The organism is Klebsiella sp. LTGPAF-6F (assembly GCF_001753185.1).
GTDB lineage: Bacteria > Pseudomonadota > Gammaproteobacteria > Enterobacterales > Enterobacteriaceae > Klebsiella > Klebsiella michiganensis.
In genome coordinates this window covers 2,667,973-2,693,941 of record NZ_CP017450.1, presented here as the reverse complement: position 1 = coordinate 2,693,941, position 25,969 = coordinate 2,667,973, and the positions used below count along the sequence as shown (strand labels likewise).

27 protein-coding genes and 1 riboswitch are annotated in these 25,969 nt (G+C 55.9%); of the genes, 15 read left to right on the top strand and 12 right to left on the bottom strand.

Going from position 1 to position 25,969, the window contains the following annotated elements; all coding sequences use genetic code 11:
* The first annotated feature begins 3 nt into the window (after positions 1-3).
* A complete protein-coding gene (trpB, locus tag BJF97_RS12665; RefSeq protein WP_014229004.1) occupies positions 4-1,197 on the top strand; it encodes a tryptophan synthase subunit beta in 1,194 nt (397 codons plus the stop codon).
* Positions 1,197-2,006: a tryptophan synthase subunit alpha gene (gene trpA, locus BJF97_RS12660; RefSeq protein ID WP_014229003.1), complete on the top strand. Its 810-nt coding sequence runs from the start codon at positions 1,197-1,199 to the stop codon at positions 2,004-2,006. Before trpB ends, trpA begins: the two co-directional genes overlap by 1 nt.
* A gap of 31 nt (positions 2,007-2,037) precedes the next feature.
* Here trpA and BJF97_RS12655 read toward each other — a convergent pair whose 3' ends face one another.
* Positions 2,038-2,493 (bottom strand): MarR family winged helix-turn-helix transcriptional regulator, encoded by a 456-nt coding sequence (locus BJF97_RS12655; protein WP_014838208.1) that lies wholly within the window; start codon positions 2,491-2,493, stop codon positions 2,038-2,040.
* Between the two features lie 77 nt (positions 2,494-2,570).
* Here BJF97_RS12655 and BJF97_RS12650 point away from each other — a divergent pair, with 77 nt between their 5' ends.
* On the top strand, positions 2,571-3,518 hold the full coding sequence (locus tag BJF97_RS12650; protein WP_032692735.1) for a quinone oxidoreductase family protein: 948 nt from the start codon (positions 2,571-2,573) through the stop codon (positions 3,516-3,518).
* Between the two features lie 154 nt (positions 3,519-3,672).
* Here BJF97_RS12650 and BJF97_RS12645 read toward each other — a convergent pair whose 3' ends face one another.
* A complete protein-coding gene (locus BJF97_RS12645) occupies positions 3,673-4,572 on the bottom strand; it encodes a LysR family transcriptional regulator (RefSeq protein WP_032692736.1) in 900 nt (299 codons plus the stop codon).
* 121 nt (positions 4,573-4,693) lie between these two features.
* Between BJF97_RS12645 and BJF97_RS12640 the strand changes: the two genes are divergently transcribed.
* Positions 4,694-5,398 (top strand): SDR family NAD(P)-dependent oxidoreductase, encoded by a 705-nt coding sequence (locus BJF97_RS12640; protein ID WP_014228999.1) that lies wholly within the window; start codon positions 4,694-4,696, stop codon positions 5,396-5,398.
* A 214-nt stretch (positions 5,399-5,612) separates the two neighbouring features.
* Positions 5,613-5,858, top strand: a complete 246-nt coding sequence (locus BJF97_RS12635; RefSeq protein ID WP_032692737.1) for a YmjA family protein — start codon at positions 5,613-5,615, stop codon at positions 5,856-5,858.
* Positions 5,859-5,979: 121 nt separating this feature from the next.
* Here the strand turns inward: BJF97_RS12635 and ompW are convergent, their stop codons facing one another.
* Positions 5,980-6,618 (bottom strand): outer membrane protein OmpW, encoded by a 639-nt coding sequence (gene ompW / locus BJF97_RS12630; RefSeq protein ID WP_004121296.1) that lies wholly within the window; start codon positions 6,616-6,618, stop codon positions 5,980-5,982.
* Positions 6,619-6,931: 313 nt separating this feature from the next.
* Between ompW and BJF97_RS12625 the strand changes: the two genes are divergently transcribed.
* The 5 genes from BJF97_RS12625 to yciA all read left to right on the top strand — a co-directional run bounded on the left by BJF97_RS12625 (position 6,932) and on the right by yciA (position 12,684).
* Complete coding sequence (locus BJF97_RS12625; RefSeq protein ID WP_004850117.1) at positions 6,932-7,675, top strand: YciC family protein; 744 nt, start codon at positions 6,932-6,934, stop codon at positions 7,673-7,675.
* Positions 7,676-7,727: 52 nt separating this feature from the next.
* Positions 7,728-8,267, top strand: coding sequence for a septation protein A (locus BJF97_RS12620; RefSeq protein ID WP_004101360.1), 540 nt, complete (start codon positions 7,728-7,730; stop codon positions 8,265-8,267).
* A gap of 99 nt (positions 8,268-8,366) precedes the next feature.
* Positions 8,367-8,428: riboswitch (Fluoride riboswitch) on the top strand.
* 79 nt (positions 8,429-8,507) lie between these two features.
* The gene (locus BJF97_RS12615) at positions 8,508-9,824 is read left to right on the top strand and encodes a voltage-gated chloride channel family protein (protein WP_032692738.1); all 1,317 of its coding nucleotides are present in this window, start codon (positions 8,508-8,510) and stop codon (positions 9,822-9,824) included.
* 182 nt (positions 9,825-10,006) lie between these two features.
* Positions 10,007-12,187 carry a TonB-dependent siderophore receptor gene (locus BJF97_RS12610; RefSeq protein WP_032692739.1) on the top strand — a complete coding sequence of 727 codons (2,181 nt, stop codon included), beginning with the start codon at positions 10,007-10,009 and terminating at the stop codon, positions 12,185-12,187.
* A gap of 98 nt (positions 12,188-12,285) precedes the next feature.
* Positions 12,286-12,684: an acyl-CoA thioester hydrolase YciA gene (gene yciA, locus BJF97_RS12605; RefSeq protein ID WP_014228992.1), complete on the top strand. Its 399-nt coding sequence runs from the start codon at positions 12,286-12,288 to the stop codon at positions 12,682-12,684.
* Between the two features lie 32 nt (positions 12,685-12,716).
* On the opposite strand, the gene BJF97_RS12600 is transcribed toward yciA, so the two are convergent.
* Positions 12,717-13,253: a YniB family protein gene (locus BJF97_RS12600; RefSeq protein ID WP_009653426.1), complete on the bottom strand. Its 537-nt coding sequence runs from the start codon at positions 13,251-13,253 to the stop codon at positions 12,717-12,719.
* A gap of 129 nt (positions 13,254-13,382) precedes the next feature.
* On the opposite strand from BJF97_RS12600, the gene hxpB reads away from it, so the two are divergent.
* From hxpB to BJF97_RS12580, 4 genes are all read left to right on the top strand, one after another.
* The gene (gene hxpB, locus BJF97_RS12595) at positions 13,383-14,051 is read left to right on the top strand and encodes a hexitol phosphatase HxpB (RefSeq protein ID WP_032692740.1); all 669 of its coding nucleotides are present in this window, start codon (positions 13,383-13,385) and stop codon (positions 14,049-14,051) included.
* Between the two features lie 148 nt (positions 14,052-14,199).
* Positions 14,200-14,961, top strand: coding sequence for a 2-dehydro-3-deoxy-D-gluconate 5-dehydrogenase KduD (kduD, locus tag BJF97_RS12590; RefSeq protein ID WP_014228989.1), 762 nt, complete (start codon positions 14,200-14,202; stop codon positions 14,959-14,961).
* A gap of 91 nt (positions 14,962-15,052) precedes the next feature.
* Positions 15,053-15,643: a metal-dependent hydrolase gene (locus tag BJF97_RS12585; RefSeq protein WP_032692741.1), complete on the top strand. Its 591-nt coding sequence runs from the start codon at positions 15,053-15,055 to the stop codon at positions 15,641-15,643.
* Between the two features lie 134 nt (positions 15,644-15,777).
* Entirely contained in the window at positions 15,778-17,169 is a 1,392-nt protein-coding gene (locus BJF97_RS12580; protein WP_014228987.1) for an L-cystine transporter, read from the top strand.
* A gap of 75 nt (positions 17,170-17,244) precedes the next feature.
* On the opposite strand, the gene cedA is transcribed toward BJF97_RS12580, so the two are convergent.
* A complete protein-coding gene (gene cedA / locus BJF97_RS12575; protein ID WP_009653410.1) occupies positions 17,245-17,484 on the bottom strand; it encodes a cell division activator CedA in 240 nt (79 codons plus the stop codon).
* Between the two features lie 196 nt (positions 17,485-17,680).
* On the opposite strand from cedA, the gene katE reads away from it, so the two are divergent.
* On the top strand, positions 17,681-19,939 hold the full coding sequence (katE, locus tag BJF97_RS12570; protein WP_014228985.1) for a catalase HPII: 2,259 nt from the start codon (positions 17,681-17,683) through the stop codon (positions 19,937-19,939).
* A 42-nt stretch (positions 19,940-19,981) separates the two neighbouring features.
* Here the strand turns inward: katE and chbG are convergent, their stop codons facing one another.
* From chbG to osmE, 7 genes are all read right to left on the bottom strand, one after another.
* On the bottom strand, positions 19,982-20,740 hold the full coding sequence (chbG, locus tag BJF97_RS12565) for a chitin disaccharide deacetylase (protein WP_014228984.1): 759 nt from the start codon (positions 20,738-20,740) through the stop codon (positions 19,982-19,984).
* A 12-nt stretch (positions 20,741-20,752) separates the two neighbouring features.
* Positions 20,753-22,099, bottom strand: a complete 1,347-nt coding sequence (locus tag BJF97_RS12560; RefSeq protein WP_032692743.1) for a 6-phospho-beta-glucosidase — start codon at positions 22,097-22,099, stop codon at positions 20,753-20,755.
* 102 nt (positions 22,100-22,201) lie between these two features.
* Positions 22,202-23,026, bottom strand: coding sequence for a transcriptional regulator ChbR (gene chbR, locus BJF97_RS12555; RefSeq protein WP_004121335.1), 825 nt, complete (start codon positions 23,024-23,026; stop codon positions 22,202-22,204).
* A gap of 27 nt (positions 23,027-23,053) precedes the next feature.
* Positions 23,054-23,401, bottom strand: coding sequence for a PTS N,N'-diacetylchitobiose transporter subunit IIA (gene chbA / locus BJF97_RS12550; RefSeq protein WP_004850090.1), 348 nt, complete (start codon positions 23,399-23,401; stop codon positions 23,054-23,056).
* A gap of 53 nt (positions 23,402-23,454) precedes the next feature.
* On the bottom strand, positions 23,455-24,813 hold the full coding sequence (gene chbC / locus BJF97_RS12545; RefSeq protein ID WP_004850089.1) for a PTS N,N'-diacetylchitobiose transporter subunit IIC: 1,359 nt from the start codon (positions 24,811-24,813) through the stop codon (positions 23,455-23,457).
* A gap of 167 nt (positions 24,814-24,980) precedes the next feature.
* Positions 24,981-25,301, bottom strand: coding sequence for a PTS N,N'-diacetylchitobiose transporter subunit IIB (chbB, locus tag BJF97_RS12540; RefSeq protein WP_004101340.1), 321 nt, complete (start codon positions 25,299-25,301; stop codon positions 24,981-24,983).
* A gap of 284 nt (positions 25,302-25,585) precedes the next feature.
* The gene (gene osmE / locus BJF97_RS12535; protein ID WP_004850085.1) at positions 25,586-25,924 is read right to left on the bottom strand and encodes an osmotically-inducible lipoprotein OsmE; all 339 of its coding nucleotides are present in this window, start codon (positions 25,922-25,924) and stop codon (positions 25,586-25,588) included.
* Positions 25,925-25,969: the final 45 nt, after the last annotated feature.

The window sequence follows — 25,969 nt, the reverse complement described above, 5'->3', positions numbered from 1 at the left end:
ATAATGAGTACTTTACTGAACCCCTACTTTGGCGAATTCGGCGGGATGTACGTTCCGCAGATCCTGATGCCCGCCCTGCGCCAGCTGGAAGAAGCCTTCGTCAGCGCGCAAAAAGATCCGGCATTCCAGGCCGAATTTACCGACCTGCTGAAAAACTACGCCGGTCGTCCGACGGCGCTGACCAAATGCCGCAACCTTACCGAAGGCACCCGCACGACGCTGTATCTGAAACGTGAAGACCTGCTGCACGGCGGTGCGCATAAAACTAACCAGGTGCTCGGCCAGGCTCTGCTGGCGAAACGGATGGGTAAAACGGAAATTATCGCCGAAACCGGCGCCGGTCAGCACGGCGTGGCCTCTGCCCTCGCCAGCGCCCTGCTCGGCCTGAAGTGCCGCATCTATATGGGCGCGAAGGATATCGAACGCCAGTCGCCGAACGTTTTCCGCATGCGCCTGATGGGGGCGGAAGTGATCCCGGTTCATAGCGGCTCTTCTACGCTAAAAGATGCCTGCAACGAGGCCCTGCGCGACTGGTCCGGCAGCTACGAAAAAGCCCACTATATGCTCGGCACCGCCGCGGGCCCGCACCCGTTCCCGACCATCGTGCGTGAATTCCAGCGCATGATTGGCGAAGAGACCAAAGCGCAGATCCTCGAGAAAGAAGGTCGCCTGCCGGATGCGGTTATTGCCTGCGTCGGCGGCGGATCGAACGCTATCGGCATGTTCGCCGATTTTATCGACGAAACCGCTGTTGGCCTGATTGGCGTGGAGCCGGCAGGTCACGGTATTGAGTCCGGCGAGCACGGCGCGCCGCTTAAGCACGGTCGTGTGGGCATCTACTTCGGTATGAAATCGCCGATGATGCAAACCGAAGAAGGCCAGATTGAGGAGTCCTACTCCATCTCCGCCGGGCTCGATTTCCCGTCAGTCGGCCCGCAGCATGCTTATTTAAACAGCATTGGCCGCGCCGATTACGTGTCGATTACCGATGACGAAGCGCTGGAGGCCTTTAAAGAGCTATCACGCCATGAAGGGATTATCCCGGCGCTGGAATCCTCCCACGCCCTGGCGCACGCGCTGAAAATGATGCGTGAAAACCCGGAAAAAGAGCAGCTGCTGGTGGTTAACCTCTCCGGCCGCGGCGATAAAGACATCTTCACCGTACATGATATTTTAAAAGCGCGAGGGGAAATCTGATGGAACGTTATGAGACGCTGTTTGCACAACTGAAAGCTCGCCGGGAAGGCGCGTTTGTTCCCTTCGTCACCCTCGGCGATCCGAATCCGGAACAGTCGCTGAAAATTATCGATACGCTGATTGAAGCCGGTGCCGACGCGCTGGAGCTGGGCATTCCTTTCTCCGACCCGCTGGCGGATGGCCCGACCATTCAGGACGCCACCCTGCGCGCTTTTGCCGCCGGGGTGACCCCCGCGCAGTGCTTCGAAATGCTGACGGCGATTCGCCAGAAACACCCTACCATTCCTATCGGCCTGCTGATGTACGCCAACCTGGTGTTCAGCCCCGGCATCGATGAATTCTACGCCGCGTGCGAACGCGCGGGCGTCGATTCCGTGCTGGTTGCCGATGTTCCCGTGGAAGAGTCCGCGCCGTTCCGCCAGGCCGCGCTGCGCCACAATATCGCGCCGATTTTCATCTGCCCGCCCAATGCCGATGACGATCTGCTGCGCCAGATAGCCTCTTACGGTCGCGGTTATACCTACCTGCTGTCGCGGGCGGGCGTGACCGGCGCGGAAAACCGCGCCGCGCTGCCGCTGCATCATCTGATTGAAAAGCTGGCCGAGTACCACGCCGCGCCGCCGCTGCAGGGCTTTGGCATCTCGGCGCCGGAGCAGGTTACCGCCGCGATTGAGGCCGGCGCGGCCGGCGCGATTTCCGGCTCAGCCATCGTCAAAATCATCGAGCGGAACGTGAACGACCCGCAGGCCATGCTGGCGGAACTCAAGGCTTTCGCCCGAAGCCTGAAAGCCGCCACTAAAGCGGCTTAACGTACCTACCGTCCGGCCCCGGGCCGGGCGGTTATTTCAGCTGTAAGCTGTCGGCGTATTTACGCGTCAGGCGAAACAGCGCCATCACCTCTTCTTGCGTCCATCCGGCCAGCACCTCATTCATCAGCCGCGTTCTTGCTCCCGCGATACGATCGATCATCGCCTGCCCCGCTTCGCTGAGCGTCACCTCGCTAATCCGGCGATCTTTTGCATTGGGCTGCTTGAGTACCAGCTGCTGCGCTTCCAGCTTCTTCACCTGCCTGCTGACGGTGGTGTAATCGCGACCGAGGCTATCCGCCAGTTCAACGACCCCAACGGGTCCCCTGCGCCCTATTGCCACCAGCAGCGGGAAGAGGATCCGATCGAGCTGGACCCCAGCCGCCTGCAGTATCTGCTCGTCGCGCATTGGCTGGTTCATCACGCTGATGATATCGAGCAGCGCGCCGTGAAAGCCGGTGATGTCGTAATTATTATGTGCATCTTGCATATATTAGTTAACCGGGTATAGTGCCGTTATCAGATACGTGCATTTTACACATAACTATCCCACAGGGGGAGAAGACAATGAAAGCAGCCGTGGTTTTTGACCTGCAGCAGGGTCCGGTGTGGTCCGATTTTCGCGATCCGCAGCCCGGTGAGCATCAGGCGTTAGTCGAGGTTCGGGCCGCCGCCATCAGTCATGTAGTGAAAGGCCGGGCCTCCGGTAAGCATTATAGTTTCGATGGCCGCCTGCCTTTTGTCCCGGGTATTGACGGCACCGGTATCTTACCCGGCGGAGAGCGCGTCTATTTCGCCTTCCCCGTCGCGCCCTGGGGCAGCATGGCGCAACGGACTCCCGTCGCCTTAAACCACTGTCTGCCGCTGTCGGATGCGCTGGACGATATCACCGCCGCGGCAATGGCTAATCCGGGGATGTCGGCCTGGGCGGCGCTGGTCAAACGCGCCGGGATGAAAGCGGGGGAAACGGTACTGATCAACGGCGCCACCGGCAGCGCCGGGCAGCTGGCGGTACAAATCGCCCGTTTTCTCGGCGCCAGAAAAGTGATCGCCTGCGGGCGAAACGTGGAGAAGCTGGCCGCCCTCGGCGCTGATGAAACCGTTAACTTAAGTCAGGATGAGGCGGACTTACGGACGCAGTTTGCCGGGCTGGCGGCGCAGCAGATTGATGTCGTCGTCGATTATCTGTGGGGACGTAGCGCTGAACTTTTGCTGCCAGCGCTGGCAAAACACAGCCCAGGAAATGCGCCGGTACGTTTTATTCAGGTCGGTTCCCTTTCCGCCGCCGATATCTCTCTCAATGGCGCGGTGCTACGATCCTCGCCGCTGCAGCTGATGGGCAGCGGAATTGGCAGCCTTTCTGTGCCCCAGCTGCTGGCCGCCACCGGGGAGATGCTGCAAGCCGCCGTCGCCGGCGGATTGACTATCGCCACGACTCCCAGGCCGCTTCGCGAGGTCGCCACGGCGTGGCCGCAGGACGACAGCCAGAAACGCACCGTCTTTGTCGTCGATTAAAAAAATCGCTTCTGCACAAAAGTTGGGGTTGATATCTTAAATGAGAAATATTATCTTTCTCATTACTGAATAGTTGAGCAAACAGCTCAGGTATTCGGTACGACATTGCTCACATTGCTTCCAGTATTTTTGCCCGCACTTGTGCGGGCTTTTTTTATGGTTGTCGACACACTCTGCGCACCAGCTGCCTTAGCCAGCGATGTGCTAATTCATGCTCGTGGCGAGGATGCCACATTTGTGACACCGTTATCTCCGGCGTACTCACCGGGAGAGGAAAAGCGACCATCTCTTTTCCCGCCGCGCTCTGCAGGCAGGAGGCCGGGACAACGGCGATGAGCTGAGAATCCCGGGCCACGGCCAGCGCGGCGGAAAAACCAGGCACCACCGCGGCAATCCTGCGGCGCATGCCACACGCCGCCAGCGCGTCATCAACCGGCCCGCGTATCAACCCGCGACGGGAGGTAATGACGTGCCCCACGGAAACAAATTGTTCTCGCGACATGTCGGCAAAGGCGGCCAGCGGATGGTTTTTGGCCAGCGCGACGACAAAACGATCGCGAAACAGCGCCTGCAGGCGGATCTCCGGCCCCATATTTTTCAGTACGCCAATTTCCAGGTCCACCCGCCCCTCGCGTAAAAATCGGGCATCTTTCTCCGGCTTAGCGACAAACTCCAGCGTCACGCCCGGTGCTTCCCGCGCGGCCGCGTTCACCAGCGCCGGGCCAAAAGTGTCTATAAATCCCTCATTGGTACGCAAAGTAAATCGCTTCTCGAGGGTCGATAAACTCAGCGGCGCAGGCGAAGCCTCGAGCACCGCGCGCATCTCGGAGACAACGTTTTTTGCCCGCGCCTGCAGACTTTCTGCGTGCGGAGTCAGCACCATGTTTCGCCCGGCTCTGACCAGTAGCGGGTCGCCGGTGACCTGCCGTAGGCGCGTCAGCGTGCGGCTCATCGCCGAAGCGCTGAGCTCAAGCCGTTTAGCCGCCCCGGCAACGCTTTTCTCGCTCAACAATACATCCAGCGCCGCCAGTAAATTGAAATCAGGATCGGTCATCTTTTCTCCACTCCAGGATAAGGCGTCTGATGCACTTTATTATTGCAAATGCTGCGCCTTCCGCCTGCTACAGCACCAGCCTATATTTACCCCATCATGTATTTACTCAGGAGTTATGCCCATGGTCACTTCCCCTAAAACAGTATTGATCGCAGGCGCGTCACGCGGGCTTGGGCACGCCATGGCTGAACAGTTTCTGCTGCATGGCTGGCAGGTCATCGGCACCGTACGCGATCTCTCACAAACGACGCCGCTGCACCATCTGGCCGAGGCTTATCCTGGACGGGTGCGCATTGAGGCGCTGGATATTTGTGATAGCGACGGGATCGCGGCGCTGCGCAATGCGCTTGCCGATAGCGTGCTGGATATGCTGTTCGTCAACGCGGGCACCACCAACCGCGATCCCACACAAACCATCGGCGAGATCGCGACGGAAGAGTTTATTCACGTCATGCTGACCAACGCGCTCGCGCCGATGCGGGTCATAGAAAATCTGCAGGCGCTGGTGCTGCCGCAGGGGCTGATTGGCGTTATGTCTTCAGGACAAGGCAGTTTGAGCAATAATACCGGCGGGCAGCGCGAGCTGTATCGCGGGAGCAAAGCCGCGCTGAATATGTTTATGCGCAGCTTTGCCGCCCGCCCTGCCAGCGTATCGCATCCGATGGTGGTCATGGCGCCGGGGTGGATCCGCACGGCTCTTGGCGGCGAGAGCGCCCCGCTCACCATGGCGGAGACCATCCCCTCGCTGGTGAACGTGCTGCTGGAAAAACAAAATCGTCCCGGATTAGAGTATCTGGATTATCGCGGATGTCGCGTGCCGTGGTGATAAGTCTATGCGTATTAATGGCCTGCAGACGGGTTCATGGCAGTCAATTTTCGCTTTTTACGCTATTACACCCCGATGATGGAGAGTTTCTGGACCCGTTGCGCATGGCGTGGGCTAGTCATACGTTTTTCTGGGCGTTCCTGAGCTAAAGCCAGGCAGGGGTGATATTATTCAAGCCAGAAAATGCAGGCACAACGTCAACCGGGAGCGATTTATGCACGAGGAAGTACCACTGAAATATTACGACATTGCGGATGAGTATTCGACGGAGTCCGCCGAGCCCGTCAGCGAGTCAGAACGTGAGCCCCTGGCGCGCTATTTTCAACTGCTGATTACGCGGCTGATGAATAACGAAGAAATCAGCGAGGAGGCGCAGGGAGAGATGGCCATACAAGCGGGCATCGATCGGCAGCGCATCGATGATATCGCGGAATTCCTGAATAAATGGGGTAATGAGTAGAGGTTGACGCGGACGTTCCGGGGAGTGCTTGCGGCACATGACGCATCGGCAATCGCAGCAGCGGACTTCGCGTCGGGACGTGCAATAAAGCTGGTCATTGCGACCAGCTTTACCTGAGACCTTAGAACCGGTATCCCGCAGAGAACATAAACACCCACGGATCCAGACGAATACTGTCGTGCTGCTGCGCGCCCGCCAGCTTATAGTTGGCGGTGGTGTCGATATCCATGTACCACACCGACATGTTAATCAGCCAGTCGCGGTTAATCAGATAGTCCATCCCCACCTGTCCTGCCGCCCCCCAGGAGTCTTTCAGGCTCAGATCGGATATGCCGGTCTTTTTACCTGTATCGTTCACGCTTTCATCGAAGAAGGTCGTGTAGTTGATACCCGCGCCAATGTATGGACGCAGCTTGCTGCTGGAGTCGCCAAAATACCACTGCGCCATGAGCGTCGGCGGTAAATGGTGAACGGTCGCAATATTGCCGGTTGCCGCGGTCCCGACTTTATGGCGGAACGGCGTGGCGGCCAGCAGTTCAACGCCGATGTTATCCGTTGCCATATAGGTGAACGTCAAACCCAGTTGCGTATTATTGCTGACGTTAAAGCCCCCCAGGCTGCCTAACGTGCCGCCCGCGCCTTCGGTCGGTCTGACCGTTGCCGAACCCGCGCGAATAAAAAATTCACCGGCTTCATGCGCCCAGACGCTGCTGCCGGAAAGACTGCTCAGAATAACAACCGCCGCTGCTAACTTTTTCATACCCACTTCCTCATTATGGTTATTCAGCGCCAGAATATACCTACATTGAAGTATGTTTGATCCAACCTAGATCACATTAAGTGGGCCAATTTAACATTTATTGATCCAGATTAATTTTCACTTTCTCAATACAATCAGTGAGAAGCGTGTCGTATCAAATTTCTTCCTTTATGACACTCAAGGCAGCGCGTCGCTGATTTCCTCTTCTATTTACAAAGATATACTTAGCGTGCAGGAGCAGAGACTGCTACCCAGCCGCGATTTGCGGTACAATCGCCGGCTAGTTAACACCTGCAATACTCAAGGAGAATGCATGTCTATCACGGCGAAGTCCGTCTACCGTGACACCGGGAACTTTTTCCGCAATCAGTTCGTTACTATCCTGCTGATTGCGCTGCTATGCGCGTTCATTACGGTAGTACTTGGCCATGCCTTTTCACCCAGTGAAGAGCAGCTGTCAATACTGAGCCAGGGCGATAGCCTGGCGGGTAGCGGCGGGCTGTTCGAACTGGTCCAGAGCATGACGCCGGAGCAGCAGCAAATCCTGCTGCGCGCGTCTGCGGCCTCCACCTTCTCAGGGCTGGTAGGTAACGCCATTCTTGCCGGCGGCGTTCTGCTCATGATTCAGATGGTCTCCGCCGGCCAGCGAGTCAGCGCCCTGCGCGCGATCGGCGCTTCTGCGCCGGTGCTGCCAAAGCTGCTGCTGCTGATCCTGCTGACGACGTTTATCGTGCAGATGGGAATGATGCTGGTGGTGGTGCCGGGCGTCCTGCTGGCTATCGTGCTCTCTTTCGCACCGGTTATGCTGGTGCAGGATAAAATGGGGATTTTCAGCGCCATGCGTAGCAGTATGCGTCTGGCCTGGGCCAACGTACGTCTGGTGGCGCCGGCCATTATCGGCTGGCTGCTGGCGAAAACGCTGCTGCTGCTGTTTGCCTCCAGCTTCGCGGTCCTGACGCCAAACGTTGGCGCGGTGGTAATAAATACCCTCAGCAATCTTATCTCCGCATTGTTGCTGATCTATTTATTTCGCTTGTATATGCTCATTCGTAACTAACCTAATCCGGGGCGGGTGCTCCCTGCCCCAACCTGAACGACGGAATCGATGTATGAAGCAGTTTCTGGATTTTTTACCGCTGGTAGTCTTCTTCGCATTCTACAAGCTTTATGATATCTACGCCGCGACGACCGCGCTGATTATCGCTACCGCCATCGTGCTGATTTACAGCTGGGTGCGCTATCGTAAAGTCGAGAAAATGGCGCTGATTACCTTTGTGCTGGTGGCCGTATTTGGCGGCTTAACCATCTTCTTCCATAACGATGAGTTTATTAAATGGAAGGTGACGGTTATCTACGTGCTGTTTGCCAGCGCGCTGCTGTTTAGCCAGTGGGTGATGAAGAAGCCGCTGATCCAGCGCATGCTGGGTAAAGAGCTGACGCTGCCGCAGCAGGTATGGTCGCGTCTGAATCTTGCCTGGGCGGTGTTTTTCATCCTTTGCGGACTGGCGAATATCTATATCGCTTTCTGGCTGCCGCAGAATATCTGGGTCAACTTCAAGGTCTTTGGTTTGACCGCCCTGACGCTGGTATTCACCCTGCTGAGCGGCGTGTATATCTATCGCCATATGCCGCAGGACGACAACCACTAAGCTGGCTTTCCCACGGCACGCCGGACGGCGTGCCGCGTTCTTCGCTTTTCCCCTCTCCGCATAAATCGCTTCAGCTGAAACGATTCGTAATGTAAGCTATTTCTCACAGGAGATGGCATTCCTCCTTGAACCGCCATGTGGCTAATGATGCCTGCTTTTTATTCCCGGACCGGGAATGGGCAGGCATATCTGAATTGCAGGCACCGCGTCCGGGAAGGTTAATCTTCTAAGGAACTGACGATGCGTGCAAACCGCTTTTCATCACTCTCTCTGCTTTTCTTCCTCGGAAAATGGCTGCTCCTCGCCTTTATCATCGCGGTGCTGGCGGGTACGGCATCGGCGTTTTTTCTTTTCTCACTGCAGTGGGCCACGGCAACGCGTGAAGCTCACCGCTGGCTTATCGGGCTCCTGCCGTTGGCCGTTTTTGCCGTCGGCTGGATCTACCTGCGCTACGGCACCCGCGTGGAGGCCGGCAATAACCTGATTCTGGAAGAGATTCACGACCCTCAGCGCGTCATTCCCTTGCGCATGGCGCCGCTGGTCTTTTTTGGTACCGTTGTTTCTCATCTGTTTGGCGCCTCCGTCGGGCGTGAAGGCACGGCAGTGCAGATGGGTGCCTCGATTGCCGACCGTTTTACGGCCCTTTTCCGCCTTAACGACGATGCCCGGCGAATGATACTGATGGCCGGGATCAGCGCCGGTTTCTCTTCGGTTTTCGGTACCCCGCTCGCCGGAGCGCTATTCGGGCTCGAGGTCCTGGCTATCGGACGGATGGACTACAGCGCCATTCTTCCCTGTCTGTTTGCCGCGATTATCGCCGATCGGGTCGGCATCATGTGGGGCGTGCAGCATACGTACTACTTTATTACCGGCTTTCCCACGCTGACGCTCTGGACGCTGCTGGCCATCATTATCGCCGGCTGCTGCTTTGGCCTCGCGGCGCGCATTTTCGCCGACAGCGCGCATGCGGTCGGCGCCTTCATGAAAAAACGGATTCACTACGCGCCGCTGCGGCCGTTTATTGGCGGACTGGCGATTGCCGGCGCCGTCTGGCTGCTGCACGGAGAGCGCTATATTGGCCTGGGCATACCGGTGATAGTGGACGCTTTCCAGCATCCGCTGGCGCCGTGGGATTGCTTCGGCAAACTGATCTTCACCGTTGTCTCTTTAGGCAGCGGATTTAAAGGTGGCGAAGTCACCCCGCTGTTTTACGTCGGCGCGACGCTGGGCAATGCGCTGGCGCCGCTGCTGCATATGCCGCCAGGTTTTCTGGCCGGGATAGGTTTTGTCGCCGTCTTTGCCGGCGCGGCGAATACCCCCATCGCCTCGACGCTGATGGCGATTGAGCTATTTGGCGCGGAAATCGGTGTTTACGCGGCGCTGGCCTGCGTGGTGGCATGGCTGGTCTCGGGCTATACCGGTATTTATCGTTCCCAGCGCATAGCCTGCCTGAAACAAAGCTATGTCCCGACCGGCATCAGACTGGCTGAGCTCCCGGCGTGGTACCAATCGCAAACACGCCGTCAAAAAACCGACAACGAAACCCCCACCTCCTGACGAACGCGCCCGGAAACCGGAGGGTGCAGGCTCGCCGGTTTCTTCATGATATCTACCACATGCCGGAAAGTTGCGGCAATTGTGAGGATTTAATGGAGATTAGCATCGCTTTATTGAAACGATAATGATTATCATTGATATTCTCGATCTCAATTTTTCATGATTTGATATGGATATTTATAATGAGAACGCAGAAAAATCACATAGCAACGCCCCTGGCCCTGGCCATTGCAGGCTTACTCAGCCCAGGGGTCTTCGCCGAAGAGGTGGAACAGGATACGGAGACCATGGTGGTTCATGGCACCGCCGAAGAGGCGCTGAAGCAGCAGCCGGGCGTCTCGATCATCACTGCGGAAGATATTGCTAAAGATCCCCCGGTTAACGATCTCTCAGAAATCATCCGTAAAATGCCCGGCGTCAACCTGACCGGCAACAGCGCCAGCGGCAGCCGCGGCAACAACCGTCAGATCGACATTCGCGGAATGGGACCGGAAAACACGCTGATTCTTATCGACGGCGTGCCCGTCACCTCCCGCAATTCAGTGCGCTATAGCTGGCGCGGCGAGCGCGATACCCGCGGCGACAGCAACTGGGTACCGCCGGAAATGGTGGAACGCATTGAAGTTCTGCGCGGCCCTGCCGCAGCGCGCTACGGCTCAGGCGCCGCGGGCGGCGTTGTCAATATCATCACCAAACGCCCCACCAACGACTGGCACGGCTCGCTTTCGCTGTATACCAATCAGCCGGAAAATAATAAAGAAGGCGCCACCAACCGAGCTAACTTCAGCCTCAACGGACCGCTGGCGGGAGATGCCCTGACCATGCGTTTGTACGGCAACATTAACAAAACGGAGCCCGATGCCTGGGATATTAACCGCGCGCAAAATGGCTCTTACGCGGCGGGCCGCGAAGGGGTACGCAACAAAGATATTAACGCCCTGCTGTCGTGGAAAGTTACGCCGCAGCAGATCCTGGATTTTAGCTACGCCTATAGCCGCCAGGGCAATATTTATGCCGGCGATACGCAGTACAGCAACAGCAATATGAGCCCAAATGGCCTGGTGGATACGCTGTACGGTCAGGAAACCAACCGGCTATATCGGCAGACCTGGGGCCTGACCTACAACGGGATCTGGGACTGGGGCCAGTCGAAGGCGGGCGTCTACTACGAAAAAACCAACAATACCCGCCTGCAGGAGGGCACCACCGGCCGCGTTGAAGGGATGATCAATAGCGATGTCTATGACACCAGCCGCCTGGAGTCGTGGCGCTCAACCGCAGAGGTGAATCTCCCCTTCAACTGGCTCGCTGAACAGACCCTGACTCTGGGCATGGAATGGAATCGCGATGAGCTAAACGATCCGGCGTCCATGCAGGCCACCACGACGACGGAAACACTGCCGGGGATGTCCGGCGATCCTTCGCAACGCAGCCCTAAAAACAGCGCCACCCTGACCGGTATTTATCTGGAAGACAATATCGAAGCGACGCCGGGCACCAATATTATCCCGGGTCTGCGCTTCGACTATCATAACGACTTCGGCAGCAACTGGAGCCCGAGCCTGAACCTGTCGCAGGATCTGGGCGATATGTTTAAGGTCAAAGCGGGCATCGCCCGGGTATTTAAAGCGCCGAACCTGTATCAGTCGAGCGAAGGCTATCTGCTTTCGACGCGGGGTAACGGCTGCCCGATAAGTATTGCCGATGGCAACTGCTATCTGTTGGGTAACCCGGACCTCGATCCGGAAATCAGCATCAACAAGGAGATCGGCCTTGAGTTTAACCTGAACGGTTACAACGCCGGCGTCACCTGGTTTCGCAACGACTACAAAAACAAGATCGTCTCCGGTACCGAGATACTGGGTAATACCGCGACCGGAGCGAATATCCTGCAGTGGGAGAACGGTGGGAAAGCGGTCGTCGAAGGCCTTGAAGGCACGCTGCTGGTTCCGGTCATTGTCGATACGCTCAGCTGGCGCACCAATGCCACTTATATGATCAAATCGGAAAACAAAGATACCGGAAACCCGCTGTCCGTTATTCCGAAATACACCATCAATACCCTGCTCGACTGGCAGGTGACCAGCAAGTTTTCGGCGAACGTCAACTGGACTCTGTACGGTCGGCAGAAACCGCGGGAATATGCGGAAATTCGTACTGAAAACGGCGTGCTGGCCACAAATGAAGTGGGCTCCTATTCCGTGGTTGGTATCGGCGGCAACTATCAGCTAATGAAAGACCTGCGCCTGAACGCCGGGATCAGTAACCTGTTCGATAAGCAAATTTATCGTGAAAACGAAGGGGCTTCGACCTATAACGAACCGGGTCGCGCCTATTACGCTGGCGTCACGATCTCCTTCTAACCCCTCACGCCCGCTATCGCGGGCGTATTCCCTATTCTCTCAGCGTCATTTTCATAGTAGCATCCGCCTGATCATCTTTGACTAGTACAGAGTATAGAATGACAACAACAGATCTTACGCCGAAGGGCGAATTGGTATTACGCACCCTGGCGATGCCGGCGGACACCAACGCTAACGGCGATATTTTCGGCGGCTGGCTGATGTCGCAGATGGATATTGGCGGGGCGATTATGGCCAAAGAGATTGCCCACGGTCGCGTCGTGACCGTGCGCGTCGACGGCATGACTTTTTTACGCCCGGTCGCGGTCGGCGACGTGGTGTGCTGCTACGCCAACTGCGTGAAGCGCGGCAATACGTCGATAACCATCAATATGGAAGTGTGGGTCAAAAAGGTGTCGTCTGAACCCATCGGCCAGCGCTACAAAGCAACCGAAGCGCTGTTTATCTACGTCGCGGTAGATAATGAGGGTAAACCGCGCGCCCTTCCCGCCCAGTAATTCTGCCGGCCCGGCGCTTCCGGGCCGGTCTTTTACAGAAAGCCTAGTAAAGAGAAGAAGAAGTAGCCCAGCACAATAATAATAACCGGCAGGACGTATAGCGGAAAATACTGCACCAGGATGGTATGGCGCGGCACCACAACGCGTTCAGAGATTTGTTCGCGCGTCAGCCCTTCGGCCCCTTTCGCCTGCTCCAGAATCAGCTGATCCTCAACGCCCTCGCGCAGAAACTTCGCCTGGCGCCCCATCCGCGCCCCGGAGGCCTGTAGCGCCATGCCGACGAACACCAGAATATAGATAACCCAGAAGCCGATATTCATACCGTGCTTAAAGTCCGGCAGCGGCGAGTTGTACCAGAAGAAATTCAGGAACGGCGTATTGAAACGCATCATCTCAATCATCACATGAGCAAAGTCCATCATCACCGCGTCAATGCCCGGTTTTTTCTCACTGTGCTCGTACATAAACTTCAGCACGGAGATCAGCGTCGAGATAACCGCCGGGATAAATACCACCCACCCCAAAATACGTTTAAGTACTGCAACGCGTCCAGCTTGTTGATACGTCATGGGTTCCCCTTGTTAAGACGCCTGTCTACCCTAAGTCTACCTTCGTCGGCGAATTTCGCCCAATAATGCGCGGTATGATATACCATGAGTGCCGATTCGTTATCTACTTACGCTACAGGAGAGGGACTTATGTCAGCCAGGCGCCAGATTCACGCCGCGATTTTTGATATGGATGGTTTACTGATTGATTCTGAGCCGCTGTGGGATAAAGCGGAGCTGGAGGTGATGGCAAGCCTCGGGGTGGATATCAGCCGCCGCCATGAAATGCCCGATATCCTGGGGCTGCGCATCGATTTAGTCGTCGATCTGTGGTTTGCCCAGCAGCCGTGGAAAGGCCCGGATCGTGCCGAAGTCACCGCGCGGATCATCAACCGCGCCATCCAGCTGGTGGAAGAAGCGCGTCCGCTCCTCCCCGGTGCGCGGGAAGCGGTGGCGATGTGCAAAGCCCAGGGGTTGAAAATCGGCCTGGCGTCGGCTTCGCCGCTGCGGATGCTGGAAAAAGTCCTCACCATGTTTGAACTGCGCGATCAATTTGACGTCCTCGCTTCCGCCGAAGGGCTGCCGTTCAGCAAACCGCACCCGCAGGTCTATCTGGACTGCGCCGCCAGACTCGGCGTCAGCCCGATGCACTGCGTGGCGCTGGAAGACTCGGTTAACGGCATGATTGCCAGCAAAGCGGCCCGAATGCGATCTATCGTCGTACCGGAAGCGGAAAACAGCCGCGATCCGCGCTTCGTGCTGGCGGACGTGAAGCTTGCCACCCTTGAATCCCTCACCCTGAGCGACCTGCTCGGTTAATCCTGCCGCTGATGATGAGATAGCGGCACCGTCTCATCATCACAAAATTAAAACAGCGTTTCATTTTTATTTGTTTTTTCTTCTCCCGCCCTCTATGCTTGTCTCAACGGCGTTATTTAACGCGTGAAATCAGCATACAGAGGTGCATATGGTACTGAACGCCTTTGACCTTACAGGCAAGGTCGCTATCGTGACGGGTTGTGATACCGGGCTGGGCCAGGGAATGACGCTGGGCCTTGCGCAGGCCGGGTGCGATATCGTCGGCGTGAATCGCCGGATCCCCCATGAAACCGCAGAGAAGGTTCAGGCGCTGGGCCGACGCTTTACCGCTATTCAGGCCGATCTGAGCCGGCAGGATGAGATTGAAACCATTGTCGATCGGGCCGTGGCCGCCATGGGCCGGGTAGATATTCTGGTCAACAATGCGGGAACCATCCGCCGCGCCGATGCGCTCTCCTTTAGCGAAAAAGACTGGGACGAGGTGATTAACCTGAATCTGAAGTCGGTGTTCTTTCTTTCACAGGCGGTCGCCAGACAGTTTATTCAGCAGGGTGATGGCGGGAAAATCGTTAACATTGCCTCAATGCTCTCCTTTCAGGGGGGGATTCGGGTACCCTCCTACACCGCGTCAAAAAGCGGCGTACTGGGCATTACCCGCCTAATGGCCAACGAATGGGCGGGGCATCGCATCAACGTTAACGCCATTGCCCCGGGATACATGGCTACCAACAATACTCAGCAGCTGCGTGAAGACGCCGAGCGCAGCAAAGCGATTCTCGATCGTATTCCGGCCGGGCGCTGGGGCGTGCCGGATGACCTTCAGGGGCCGGTGGTTTTTCTCGCCTCCCGGGCGGCGGATTACATTAGCGGCTTTACGCTGGCGGTAGATGGCGGCTGGCTGGCACGCTGATGTTTTTGTGACAAAGAGTTACACCGTCACCTCTTCCGCACACTGTATAAAAACCCTATACTGTATGAATTGACAGTTTAGGGTGTTTATCATGACGGCGGAAGGCCACCTCCTCTTCTCTATCGCCTGTGCGGTATTTGCGAAAAACGCGGAATTGACCCCCGTGCTGGCTCAGGGCGACTGGTGGCACATCGTTCCTTCCGCCATCCTGACCTGTCTGCTGCCGGATATCGATCACCCTAAGTCGTTTCTCGGTCAGCGATTAAGCTGGATATCAAAACCGATAGCGCGCGCCTTTGGCCATCGCGGCTTCACCCATAGCCTGCTGGTAGTCTTTGGCGCGGTCGCGATTTTCTCATTGAAAGTACCGGAAAGCTGGATAGTGCCGGCAGATGCGGTTCAGGGCCTGGTTCTTGGCTACCTCAGCCATATTCTCGCCGACATGCTCACCCCGGCAGGCGTTCCGCTGCTCTGGCCCTGCCGCTGGCGTTTTCGCCTGCCCCTGCTTGCACCGCGCAAGGGTAACCAGCTGGAGCGCGCGCTGTGTATGGCGCTGTTTATCTATGCCGTATGGATGCCGCAAAACCTTGCCGAAAACAGCGCCATTCGCTGGTCATCGGACATGATTAATTCTTTGCAAACCACCTTTAATCGCTTAATTAGCCACCAGGTTGGACGATAAACCAGCGAATTATTCAATTTGTTATAATCAATTCCATTTGAATATAAGTAACGAATAACGCCTTCTGCTACCCTTGCCGTCATAAGAGTTGGTTATTGACCAACCCGGTAATAAAAGATATCAGGAGAACGGGGATGAACTTTCCATTAATAGCGAACGTAGTCGTGTTCGCGGTTTTACTGTTGGCGCTGGCCCAAACCCGCCATAAACAGTGGAGCCTCGCTAAAAAAGTGCTGGTCGGTCTGGCGATCGGCGTTGTCTTCGGCCTGGCGCTACAGCTTATCTATGGTTCCGACAGCCCGGTGCTGAAGGATTCTATCCAGTGGTTCAATATCGTCGGTAACGGCTATGTTCAACTGCTGCAAATGATCGTCATGCCGCTGGTTTTCGCCTCCATTCTGAGCGCGGTCGCCCGTCTGCATAATGCCTCGCAGCTGGGTAAAATCAGCTTCCTCAGTATTGGAACCCTGCTGTTCACCACGCTGATTGCGGCGCTGGTCGGGGTGCTGGTCACTAATATGTTTGGCCTGACCGCCGAAGGGCTGGTTCAGGGCAGCGCGGAGACCGCCCGCCTCAACGCCATTCAGAGCAATTACGCCGGTAAAGTCGCGGACCTGAGCGTCCCGCAGTTGATCCTCTCTTTCGTACCGAAAAACCCGTTTGCCGATCTGACCGGCGCGAACCCAACGTCGATTATCAGCGTGGTTATCTTCGCCGCGTTCCTCGGCGTCGCGGCGCTGAAATTGCTGAAAGATGACGTCGCCAAAGGCCAGCGCGTACTCACCGCCATCGACACGCTGCAGAGTTGGGTAATGAAGCTGGTGCGCCTGGTGATGCAGTTAACGCCGTACGGCGTGCTGGCGCTGATGACCAAGGTGGTCGCGGGCTCTAACCTGCAGGACATCATCAAGCTCGGCAGCTTCGTTATCGCCTCCTATATTGGTCTGGGCATCATGTTCGTGGTGCACGGTCTGCTGCTGGCGGTCAACGGCGTGAGTCCTCTGAAGTACTTCCGTAAAGTCTGGCCGGTATTGACCTTCGCCTTTACCAGCCGCTCCAGCGCGGCGTCTATTCCGCTGAACGTGGAAGCGCAAACGCGTCGCCTGGGCGTGCCGGAGTCTATCGCCAGCTTCTCCGCATCGTTCGGCGCCACGATCGGGCAGAACGGCTGCGCGGGCCTCTATCCGGCGATGCTCGCCGTGATGGTCGCCCCTACCGTCGGTATTAACCCGCTCGATCCGCTGTGGATTGCGACGCTGGTGGGCATCGTGACCGTTAGTTCCGCCGGGGTCGCGGGCGTGGGCGGCGGCGCGACCTTTGCCGCCCTGATCGTCCTGCCGGCGATGGGCCTGCCGGTCACGCTGGTGGCGCTGCTGATCTCGGTTGAGCCGCTGATTGATATGGGCCGTACCGCGCTGAACGTAAGCGGTTCCATGACTGCCGGTACCCTGACCAGCCAGTGGCTGCGTCAAACCGATAAAGCTATTCTCGATAGCGAAGAGGACGCGGAGCTCGCGCACCGCTAAGCGGGCCCGCACTTCAGGTTGTTAAAAACAAAAAACCGCTGATTTTCAGCGGTTTTTTTATTGTGCCCGGCACATTCAGGCGTCGATTTCACCTTCCTGCCTCATTTGCGTCGCCCAGCGCTGCGCCGCTTCCGGCACGTTAAACGGCGGGGAGCGACGAAAATGTTCGTCTATCAGCACAAAAGCAACGTATTTACCCCGCAAAACCCAGACGTCGCGAAAACCATCCATTTTGACGGCGTGTTCCGGCGGCGCAGGCTCGACTCGCGGCACGTAGCTAATGACCTGACGATTTTGTTGGCGAAGTGGTTTCATCACAAATAGATTCACTAAACACAGCGGGAAACAGAAACCCCTATCATAGCCGAAAAAGCCCCCTTTCGTCGCCCCCAGCTTGCGGCCCTTTAGTAGTAAAACTCTTATAAAAATATATTCTTGAAATGATGTTCTACAATTAGAAGGGTTTTGGTTTAGCAACGACCATTTTCAGCAATGAAAGCAGGAGCGAGCAATGTCTGATAAACACCATAACCCGCAACCCCATCAATCACCGGTTCACGACGACCGGGAAGCAAAACCAGGTCTGGATGCCTTAGCCCCCGAAGATCAGAACTGGCGGCCCACGCCGCATCCCACCGCCCCAGGTGAAGAGCCGACCGCCCCGGGCAGTATGAAAGCCCCGGATACGCGCAGCGAAAAGCTCGATGCCCTTGAAAAACAGCGTAAAGGCGGCGAGGATTTTGCGCTCACCACCAATCAGGGCGTACGCATCGCAGACGACCAGAACTCGCTGCGCGCGGGCAAACGCGGCCCCACGCTGCTGGAAGATTTTATCCTGCGCGAAAAAATCACCCATTTTGACCACGAGCGCATTCCTGAGAGGATCGTCCATGCCCGCGGCTCCGCTGCGCACGGCTATTTCCAGGCGTACAGCGATTTAAGCGATATCACCAAAGCGGCTTTCCTCTGCGATCCGCAGAAAAAAACGCCGGTCTTCGTCCGGTTTTCCACCGTTCAGGGCGGCGCAGGCTCCGCCGATACGGTGCGCGACATCCGCGGCTTTGCCACCAAGTTTTATACCGACGAGGGCATCTTTGACCTGGTCGGCAACAACACGCCGATCTTTTTTATTCAGGACGCGATCAAGTTCCCTGATTTCGTCCACGCGGTCAAACCCGAGCCGCACTGGGCCGTCCCGCAGGGGCAAAGCGCGCACGACACGTTCTGGGATTACGTCTCACTGCAGCCCGAAACGCTGCATAACGTGATGTGGGCGATGTCCGACCGCGGACTGCCCCGCAGCTACCGCACGATGGAAGGGTTCGGCATCCACACCTTCCGCCTGATTAACGCGGAAGGTAAAGCCACCTTCGTACGTTTTCACTGGAAGCCGGTCGCGGGCAAAGCCTCCCTGGTATGGGACGAGTCGCAAAAGCTGACCGGTCGCGATCCCGATTTCCACCGCCGTGATTTATGGGAAGCGATTGAAGCCGGCGATTATCCTGAGTACGAGCTGGGCTTACAGCTGATCCCGGAAGAGGACGAGTTTGCTTTTGATTTCGATCTGCTGGATCCCACCAAGCTGATTCCGGAAGCGCTGGTCCCGGTGCAGCGCGTCGGTAAGATGGTCCTCAATCGCAACCCGGACAACTTCTTTGCCGAAAACGAACAGGCGGCCTTCCATCCAGGGCATATCGTTCCGGGGATAGACTTCAGCAACGATCCGCTGCTGCAGGGCCGACTCTTCTCCTATACCGATACGCAGATCAGCCGCCTCGGCGGGCCGAATTTCCATGAAATTCCGATCAATAAACCCACCTGCCCGTACCATAATTTCCAGCGTGACGGCATGCACCGGATGGATATTGATACCAACCCGGCAAACTATGAACCTAACTCCATCAACGATAACTGGCCGCGGGAGACGCCGCCGGCCGCTAAACGCGGCGGCTTTGAATCCTATGCCGAGCGGGTTGACGGGGAAAAGATTCGCCAGCGCAGTCCGTCGTTTGGCGAATATTACTCGCAGCCCCTGCTGTTCTGGCGTAGCCAGACGCCTATTGAGCAGCAGCATATTATCGACGGATTCAGCTTCGAGCTGAGCAAGGTCGTCAGGGAGTGGATCCGCGAGCGGGTGGTCGATCAGCTGGCGCATATCGACCTGCAGCTGGCTCAGGCGGTGGGTAAAAATCTGGGTATTGAGCTCACCGACGAACAGCGCAGCATCACGCCGCCGCCGGATGTTAACGGTCTGAAAAAGGATCCTACGTTAAGCCTGTACGCTATTCCCAGCGGTGACGTAAAAGGCCGGGTGGTAGCGGTACTGCTTAACGATCGTCCGGTCGCCAAAGAGCTCCTGACGCTGCTCAAGGCGCTCAAAGCGCACGGGGTGCATGCCAAACTACTCTATTCCCGAATGGGGAAAGTGCAGGCCGATGACGGTACCGAGCTGCCGGTGGCCGGGACCTTTGCCGGGTCGCCATCGCTTACCGTGGACGCGGTCATTGTTCCCGGCGGCGATCTGCAAAGCCTGAGCAACAACGGTGATTTCCACTACTACCTGCTGGAAGCCTATAAACACCTGAAGCCGATTCTGCTGGCAGGCGATGCCCGGCAGTGCAAAGCGCCGCTGCAGGTTGCCAGTCAGGGGGAAGAAGGCATCGTTGAGACGGACGCCATCGATAATGCGTCGGTGGATGCGCTGATTACCCTGATGGCGGCGCATCGGGTGTGGTCGAGAAGCGCCAAAATCTCCGCGATCCCGGCGTAAAAAAAGCCCGGCATTTCTGCCGGGCTTCTCACTTCTCTTTACTTACACATCGCGATAGGTGCCGAGCCGGTAGCCGCGCTCGGCAATCGCATACTTCAGCGACTCGGCGGTGAGCACGTCCAGTTCGGTCAGGCGCGGGTAGCAATAGGCGCTACCCATAATCGTGTTATCAACGAACGCCGGGTGGCACATCACCTCCAGCGATCGCTCATCACGCTGGATAGAGGCATCCAGGGTTTGCAGAAACAGCGCTTCCGAAACCCCTTCCCCGTAAAACTCGCTGGTAAACCCGTCGCTGCTGCGCGCCGCATCCTGTGCTAAACCTGACAGCGTCGCCAGTTGCCGATCGATCCGCAGCGCCACCCCCTTCTCGCGCGCAAAGGCCGCGACGATGGGGTAAATCTGCGCAATCATATGCACATGGTGATGGCTGTCGATATGCGTCGGCTCATGGCCAAACAGCTCGACAAAGCGCCGGTACTGGCACTCCAGCTCGTGCGCGATCTCATCCAGCGGCAGGCTATCCTCTTCCGCCATCTGCCAAATCCACTTACCGAGACGACCTTCGCGGGTTAAGCCCGGCATCGCCGACAGCGGTTCGCCCAGCGTCAGGACAAAGTGCATCCCCACCGCCAGCTCAGGGACGCAGCGGCTAAGCTGGGCAGCGTGGCCGATCGCTGCGCCGTTGACCAGCGCCGTCGTGGAGGTGACCAGACCGTTCTTGCAGGCTTCGATAATGCCGTAGTTTTGCCCTTTGCTGAGGCCAAAGTCATCGGCATTGACGATTAACACGCGTTCCATAAGCCGCTCCCGTTACTGTTTCAGTTTTTCGATAGTCGCCGCAAAGTTTGGCAGCCACTGCTCGTGCGCAAGGATCATCTCACGCGCCAGCTGTTCTGCGTCACGATCGGAGTGGATCAGCGGGCTCAGGTTAAGCGCCAGCAGCACGTCATCCAGTTTACCGCTGATTGCCGCTTCGCTGGCCGCGACTTCAAAGCCTTTAATGGTGTAAATCAGCCCCAGCACTTTTTCGTCGAAATGCGTGATGCGCGGCGTCGGTTTCGCACCGTCGCGACCCAGCGTACAGGTCATCTCGACCGCCCAGTCGGCCGGGATGTTATTCACGTGGCCATGGTGCGGCACGTTCACGTAATGTTCGGCCTGCTTATCATTGTAAATGGCGTTAATCACTTCACAGGCCGCGTCGGAGTAATACGCCCCGCCGCGCTGTTCCAGCTCTTTTGGTTTAACGTTCAGATCCGGATCTTTGTACAGCTCAAACAGCTGTTTCTCAACCTTCTGCACCACCTGCGCGCGGGCGCCGCCTTTGTAGTACTCGCCCATTTCAATCGCCAGCATCTCTTTTGGCTTAAAGTAGTAGAGCAGATAGGAACAAGGGATCAGGCGCAGCGAACGGAGCAGCCCTTCGCTAAACGGCAAATCAAAGATATTTTTCACCGAGTTTGCGCTCAATCGACCCGACGCCACGCCGTCAAGCAGCTCGTCAAAGCGCGAAACGCCGTTGACCAGCACATCCCGCACGAACACCAGATGATTCAGACCAAACAGATCGATATTGAGCTCATCGCTCGGGCTCAGCTTCAGCACATCGGTGATAAACATCTTCATGCCGATAGGAATATTGCACACGCCGATAAAGCGCTTAAAGCCGGTATGACGATAAACCGCTTCGGTCACCATACCCGCCGGGTTGGTAAAGTTAATCACCCAGGCGTTCGGACAGACTTCCTGCACATCTTTCACAATGTCAAAAATGACCGGAATGGTGCGCAGACCTTTAAACAGTCCGCCCGCGCCGTTGGTTTCCTGGCCTAAATAGCCGTGGCTCAGCGGAATACGCTCATCCTTTTCGCGCGCCTTAAGCTGGCCGACGCGCAGCTGGGTGGTGACGAAATCTGCGCCTTCCAGCGCCGCGCGGCGATCGAGGGTCTTGTAGACTTTCATCGGGACGCCGGCTTTTTCCACCATGCGCTGGCACAGCGCGTGGATAATATCGAGCTTTTCCTGCCCTTCCGCGACGTCCACCAGCCACAGTTCGCTAATCGGCAGTTCATGATAACGCTTCAGGAATCCTTCCAGTAATTCCGGGGTATAGCTGCTGCCGCCGCCGATAGTCACTACCTTCAATTTCTGGCTCATCTTTTTCTCCCTTGCGGATAGCGCGTATGCGGCACCCGCTCTCCGTTTAAATACGGACAGTTAATTTGAATATTTAGACCGCGCGGACTATTCCGCGCCCGGTTAATTAATACTGGTGAGGTGTTTCCGATAGCTGCTGGGGGTAAAAGAAGTCAGCTTCTTGAATGTTTTAATAAACAGACTTGGGCTACTGTACCCCGACTCATAGGCGATATCGGTCACCGAGTAGTTGGTTATCTCCAGCTGTTTTTTGGCGAAGTTGATGCGAATATCGTTAATCATCTGCATCGGCGTTTTGGCGTAATAACGCTGGGTCGCCCGGGTTAAGTATTCCTGAGTTTTCCCGGAAAGCTCGACCATATTTTCCAGCGCCCCCTCGCCAAATTTAAGCTTATCGTGCATACCCTCAACGGTATTTTTTAACCATTGCGGAATAACGTCTTCCGTAGGTTCTTCACGATAATGCCGCAAACGATTCAGGGTGTAAAAAGACACCAGCTCGATAAATTCGTCGAATTCAGTTTCACGAAAATTCAGTGATGCAATAACCGACTCAATATAACTGAGAAAAGTACTTTTAACGGCATAGACCTGTGAGGCGACCAGACCAAACGGCAGCAGCGGCAGATAGTGTTTCTCAAAGAAACTTTTGCTGATGCCAACGTTAAGAATGCGCGTCGCACCAAATTCATAAAAACTCTGGTGATGCGACCCCATTGGGATGAAGACAAAATCCCCGCGCTCCAGCAGCACCCGCTTGCCATTAATAACCTGATAATAGCGCCCGGTTAAAACGATGGTGTACTCGTAGTAATCATGCTGGTGAAGCCCACTTACGCTCTCCGTTTTGTTATAGATGACCACATGAAAGTTCTTGCCGTTAAAGAGTTGTTGCTCCCGGGCGGTACTGATTTCAGTGGTCATCATCTTTGGCTGCCTCATCGTGTCGATGACCTATTGTACCTTCTCGTGCAGCTCAATCAATTCGGCAACCAGCTCACGAGCCAGCATTGAGGTCATCAGATGATCCTGCGCATGAACCAGCACCAGGCTCACCTTCATTTTGCCTTCCCCCTCATCGCTCTCAATCAGCTGCGTCTGCACAAGGTGCGCTTCGCTCAGCGCCATGCGCGACTGTTCCATCATCGTTTTCGCCGCCTCGAAATCGCCCTGCTTTGCCTGCTTCAGCGCGGCATAAGCCAGGCTGCGCGCTTGACCGGAGTTGATAATCAGCCCCATCACCACCTCTTCGAGGTCGTTTACCGCGGTCTCTTCTGCTGCGATGTTATCCAGATCAAACATAATGACTCCCTTATTTCCAGGACGGTACGGGAAATCTTCCGTACCGCTCAATATTAGAATTTCAGTGCGTTAGCGATATCTTCTTCGCTCTCTTCCTGCTCAATGACGCCCTGCGCTTTGTTGGAAATCACCACAAACGGCAGGTAGACCAGGGTGGACACGGCAAGGTTGAACAGGGCCAGCAGCAGAGCGGCTACGCTACCGTTGGTGTTAAAGAAGGCGCCTAAACCGGTTGGCATGGTCCACGGCGCGATATTGGTAATCGGCGGGATGATGCCCAGGGTATAAGCCGTCATGGTGATAGCCGCCAGCAGAGGCTGAATCAGAATGAAGGGGATAAACATCACCGGGTTCATAATGATCGGCAGACCGAACAGGATTGGCTCGTTAATCTGGAAGATGCCTGACGGCAGCGCCAGTTTCGCCACCTGACGATGATCCTCACGACGTGAAGCGATAAAGATGGCGATAATTAAGCCCAGAGTCGCGCCGGTACCGCCAAGGAAGATGTAGGAATCCAGCATCGGCTTGGCCCACATATGGAAGCTCTTACCCGCGGCCAACGCGGCCTCGACGGAACCGTACTGCTGGTAGGTTGCAATGTTTTCCAGCGCCCACGGCGTCATGATTCCGCTATCCAGCGCTGACAGCGCCAGCGACCCGTGTACGCCGAAGAACCACAGCAGCGAGGTGAAAATGACGTATGCCCAGCCTACGACGGCGCCCATTGAAGCCAGCGGCGTGGAGATAGTGTCCATGATGATCTGGTGGAAGTTAGTCCCCCAGTGGGTCAACGCCCAGGAGATAATCCCCATAATCGAGAGGATGATAAAGGCCGGAATAACCGCAGAGAATGAACGGGAAACCGAAGCCGGCACGCTGGACGGCAGCGTAATCACCCAGTTGCGATGAACGATAAAGGTGAACATCTCGGCAACGACCAGACCGATGACAATACCAGAAATGATATTGGCGCCGCCTAACCAGTTCGCGCCCACGGCGTAGGCTTCACCGACGCTATAAGGCGTGACGGTCATAAATGCCGCAACGGCCAGTAAACCGGCGGCCATCGGGTCTACTCTCCGCTCCTCAGCTAAAGCGGAGCCAATAAAGAAAGGCGCCATCAGCGACATAATGCCAAGCGTACCGTTATAAACGTTACCGCCGATAGCTTTAAAACCGTTAAGCGTTTCTATTGTAGACGCATCCAGACGGATGCCCATTGAATAAAAGAATGAGCCGTCGCCAAAGCTCAAAAATACGTTGTTAATTAAAACAAACATCGCCCCGGCTAGCGTCAATGGCATTAACTTAATAAAGCCGTTTTTAATTGCATTGACGTGGGGCTGCCTTCCTATTTTGACGGCAAAAGGCAGGAGTACTTTTTCAAGCGAGTCAATCACTTTACTCATAATAAATACCCTTTAAGGCCGCAATATAGTCACTGCGGCAATGATAGATGAAATTACTCTTTGACGGGAAAATAAACTCTGGGTATTTCGGACAGCGAGCAGCTAAAACACACCCTCACGAAATTCTAACCGCTGCTATCCGAAATATGTCGAGTTTTAAAATAAAATTATTGTGCAGCAGCTTTCTTAATGGCCGCAACGGCCGCTTTCAGAACACCTAAACCATCGATCTTACCGTACAAAACAGAATCAATGACTTCTACGGGTTTATTTGGCAGTAAACGCTGAATGTCCGGCAGCATATAGGAAATTTGTGGGCCTAATAATACGACATCCGCATCAGGTCCTTTTTCACCGGCTAAGGTCTCCGGAAATGCTTCAATAATCACCGGCACTTCATACTTCTCGGCCTGGGCACGCATTTTCGATACCAGCAGTGATGTCGACATCCCAGCAGAACAGAACAGGTAGATATGTTTCTTTTCCATGAACGCTTCCTCAATTTGTGTGACCCGGTCCTCTCTGCAGCATTGATGCCTGAGAGGCGGTAAGAGATGTTTCTTTGAATTAGTATTGTTTATGCATTGAGTATACGGCATCGATCGACAGCAGGATAATTCCTCCTTGAACAGAATTGTCTCTCATTGACCTCGCGTTTTGACTGCCTTCACATTTCCCTCAAATAATTCGCGCAATTAAATAAGCATCAGAACTCATAAAAAAACCCGACCACTGGTCGGGCTTTCGTAGGAATCAGCACTATGGCGGGGCGTTACTTACTGTTGCGTGGGTCGGTATCGTACTCGGCGCAGGTCTGATAACCAGAATTCATCACGCGGCCGGTTTCATCCAGCGCAACGAAGTAGGTTTCAATTTTACCATCGCGTTGACCCAGGATATATGTCTGGCAGGTACCGCGCGCGTGGATCATGGTGACTTCTGATGAAGGTTTACCGGCAATTTGCGCAACCTGCGCGCGGGTCATGCCTTTCTTAACGTCTTTAACCACGGGTTGAGTGAACTGATCTTTCGTACGGTCGTAGGCCGTACACCCTGCCAGCAGGGTCAATACTGCTGCTGCGCCCAGAAATCCTGCAAAATGCTTGTTCATATACCATCCTCTTTTTTTTGGCGTGTTAATAAGCCTGGAATAAAT